Source organism: Leisingera sp. F5 (genome assembly GCF_001593695.1).
Genome location: NZ_LUKH01000340.1, coordinates 1 through 2,798 on the forward strand (window position 1 = coordinate 1; position 2,798 = coordinate 2,798).

Sequence of the window (2,798 nt, forward strand, 5' to 3'; positions counted from 1 at the left end):
TCTTTTCATTTTCTGAGATTGCTATTCATTGTGCCAGCCATCATTGATGGTCAAATTTCAAGTCAGCCGCGGGCACTGGCCCGTGCCGCAATCAGCGCCCCGCCGGTAATCAGCGCCGCCGCCAGTGCCAGCCCCCATGAAGCCGCCGCGATGCCCGACAGCACCAGGACAAGCGTCGACAGCAAAGGCGCCGCATAAGAACTGGTGCCGAGCATCTGAATGTCGCCCTGCTTGACGCCAATGTCCCAGACATAAAACGCCAGCCCCACAGGCCCGAGGCCCAGCAGCAGGGTTGAAACCCAGCCCAGCGTGCCCGCAGGCCAGACCGTCTCCTCCAACGCGAAATGCAGCCCCCACGAGGCCACGGCTGTGGCCAGGCAGAAAACAGCAACCGAGCTGGTCGGTGCCTTGCCAACCAGCCGCGACAGTACCGAATAGCCCGACCAGGTCAGCGCACAAAGCAGCGCCAGACCGTAACCGGGCAGATACTGCGCCCGAAACCCTTCACCGCCTCCCGAGATAATGGCCGCCGCCCCGGCAAACCCCAGTGCCGCGCCGGCAAGATGCCCCGCTTTCAGCTTCTCACCGGGCAACAGACCGGAAAACAGCACAATCAACAGGGGCCACAGATAGGCGATCAGCCCGGCCTCTGCTGCCGGTGCAAGCCGCAGCGCCGAGAAGTACAGCGCGTGGTAGCCGAACAGCCCCAGGGTGCCGAAGATATAGACCCGCAGCGGCACATAGCGCAGGTGTTTGAGCTTGCCTGCGGCGGCGGTCCAGATCATCCCCAGCGTGCCGCCGATGGTGAAACACAGCGCATTCAGCAGCAGCGGTGGCGTTGGCTCGGACCCCACGGTCAGCACCGCCAGCAGTGCCCATAGCAGCACAGCGATAAAGCCGATGGCGGTCGCGCGGGTCTTGGTCATGGCGGCGGGATGTCCTCGACAGGAATGATCTCAAAAGCCTCCGAGACGTAGGCGGTTTTATCAATCTCGGCAACAAACCAGTCCCGGAATGCTGCGATCTGCGGCCGCGTCTCGGTGCCGGGCGCGCAAAGAAACCGGAAATGCGCCTTGGTCTCAATTGCGGTCTTGAACGGGGCCACCAGCCGGCCTGCGTGCAGATCGGTGACCGCCATGCCACGCCGCCCCAAGGCCACGCCGGCCCCCGCGGCAGCGGCGTCAATCGCATGGTCAGCCTGCGAGAAATGCGACCCATGCGTCGGTGTGAAATCAATGCCTTGAGTGCGGAACCATGCGGGCCAATCGCAGGGCGGGTCCAGAAAATCTATGGATTCGTCAAAGATCAATGGCGCCTCCATCAGGCTTTCGGGTGAGGTGTACTGCTCTGCCAGCTCTGGAGACATCACCGGCGTCACCCATTCCGGCGGCACCCGCAGCACATAATACCCTTCATCCGGGCCATAGCCGAACCGGATCGCCACATCGACGTCATCGCGGACAAAGTCCAGCATCCGCAGGGTGGCCGAAAACCGCAGGTCGATCTCAGGATGGGCGCGGGCAAATTCATACAGCCGCGGCGCCAGCCATTTCGCCGTCAGCCCCGGCCCGGCTGTTATTGTCAGCGTGGTGTTGTCCTGCAGCCGCCGCACCGAACGCCAGGCGGCGGTCAGCTCCTCGAACCCTTCCGCCGCTCCGGGGGCCAGAGCCTTGCCCGCCTCGGTCAGTTCCACCGCGCGGTTCAGGCGGCGGAACAGCGGCTGGCCCAGATGCTCCTCCAGCGACTTGATCTGAAACGACAGTGCAGCGGGGGTCACGTTCAGCTCTTCCGCCGCTTTGGCAAAAGACATGTGGCGGGCAGCGGCATCAAAGGCGCGCAGAGCGGTGAGGGGCGGTAGGCGGTCAGACATTTCACACAAGTACAGCTTAACTGAACCTCTGCAAAGTCTCGTTTGTGCGTTTGACGGAACGTCCTCATATTGAATGCAGGTAATGGATACTGATCCGAAAAGGAGGCCGAAGATGCTGGAATACTCTGCTGATGCCGCCGTGAAGTCTGCCATGGCCCGTGCCCATGCCGAACGCGGTCAGGTGCTGAAACAGGCCTGGACCTGGCTGTTTGGCGCGCGGCCTGTGCCAGCCCTTCGTCCCAAGGTTTCCCGCTGGGCCTGAGCGCGCTCTGATTTCAGAAAAAGGCACTTACGGGATAGAAAAGGGCCGGTCCATCAGGACCGGCCCTTGCCCTTTCTTCCGATACGAAAGATCAGAGGAAGACCCGTTTAGACAAAGAACTGTGCGCCGTTGGCCGATATGGTCGAGCCGTTAATGAAGCCCGATTCGTCGGAGGCCAGGAAGGCCACGCAACGGGCGATCTCTTCCGGCTCACCCAGACGGCCGGCCGGGATCTGGCCAATGATGGACTCGCGCACTTTTTCCGGAACCGCCATCACCATTTCGGTGGCGATATAGCCGGGGCAGATAGCGTTGGCGGTGATGCCTGCGCGCGCGCCTTCCTGGGCCAGCGATTTCACGATACCCAGATCGCCCGCCTTGGTCGCAGCATAGTTCACCTGGGCGAACTGGCCCTTCTGGCCGTTGATCGAGGAGATTACGACAACGCGGCCGAACTTGCGCTCGCGCATGCCGGGCCAGATCGGGTGAACGGTGTTGAACACGCCGGTCAGGTTGGTGTCGATCACTTCCTGCCATTGCTGCGGCGTCATCTTGTGGAACGGCGCGTCGCGGGTGATGCCGGCATTGGCGACCACGATGTCGATCGGACCCAGATCCGCTTCGACCTTGGCAATGCCGGCGGCGCTGTCTTCGTAGTTGCCAACA

The 2,798-nt window shown here is 62.4% G+C and carries 4 protein-coding genes; 1 reads left to right on the forward strand and 3 read right to left on the reverse strand.

Features of this window, described 5'->3' with window-relative positions; genetic code table 11:
• Positions 1-62: 62 nt before the first annotated feature.
• The gene (locus A2I95_RS29930; protein ID WP_291735729.1) at positions 63-926 is read right to left on the reverse strand and encodes an EamA family transporter; all 864 of its coding nucleotides are present in this window, start codon (positions 924-926) and stop codon (positions 63-65) included.
• Complete coding sequence (locus A2I95_RS29935) at positions 923-1,870, reverse strand: transcriptional regulator GcvA (RefSeq protein ID WP_291735730.1); 948 nt, start codon at positions 1,868-1,870, stop codon at positions 923-925. The genes A2I95_RS29930 and A2I95_RS29935 overlap by 4 nt, the downstream gene beginning before the upstream one ends.
• A 112-nt stretch (positions 1,871-1,982) precedes the next feature.
• On the opposite strand from A2I95_RS29935, the gene A2I95_RS29940 reads away from it, so the two are divergent.
• Complete coding sequence (locus A2I95_RS29940) at positions 1,983-2,132, forward strand: hypothetical protein (protein ID WP_169730773.1); 150 nt, start codon at positions 1,983-1,985, stop codon at positions 2,130-2,132.
• Positions 2,133-2,239: 107 nt separating this feature from the next.
• Here A2I95_RS29940 and A2I95_RS29945 read toward each other — a convergent pair.
• On the reverse strand, positions 2,240-2,798 hold a 559-nt coding region (locus A2I95_RS29945; protein ID WP_291735732.1), incomplete at its 5' end, for an SDR family oxidoreductase.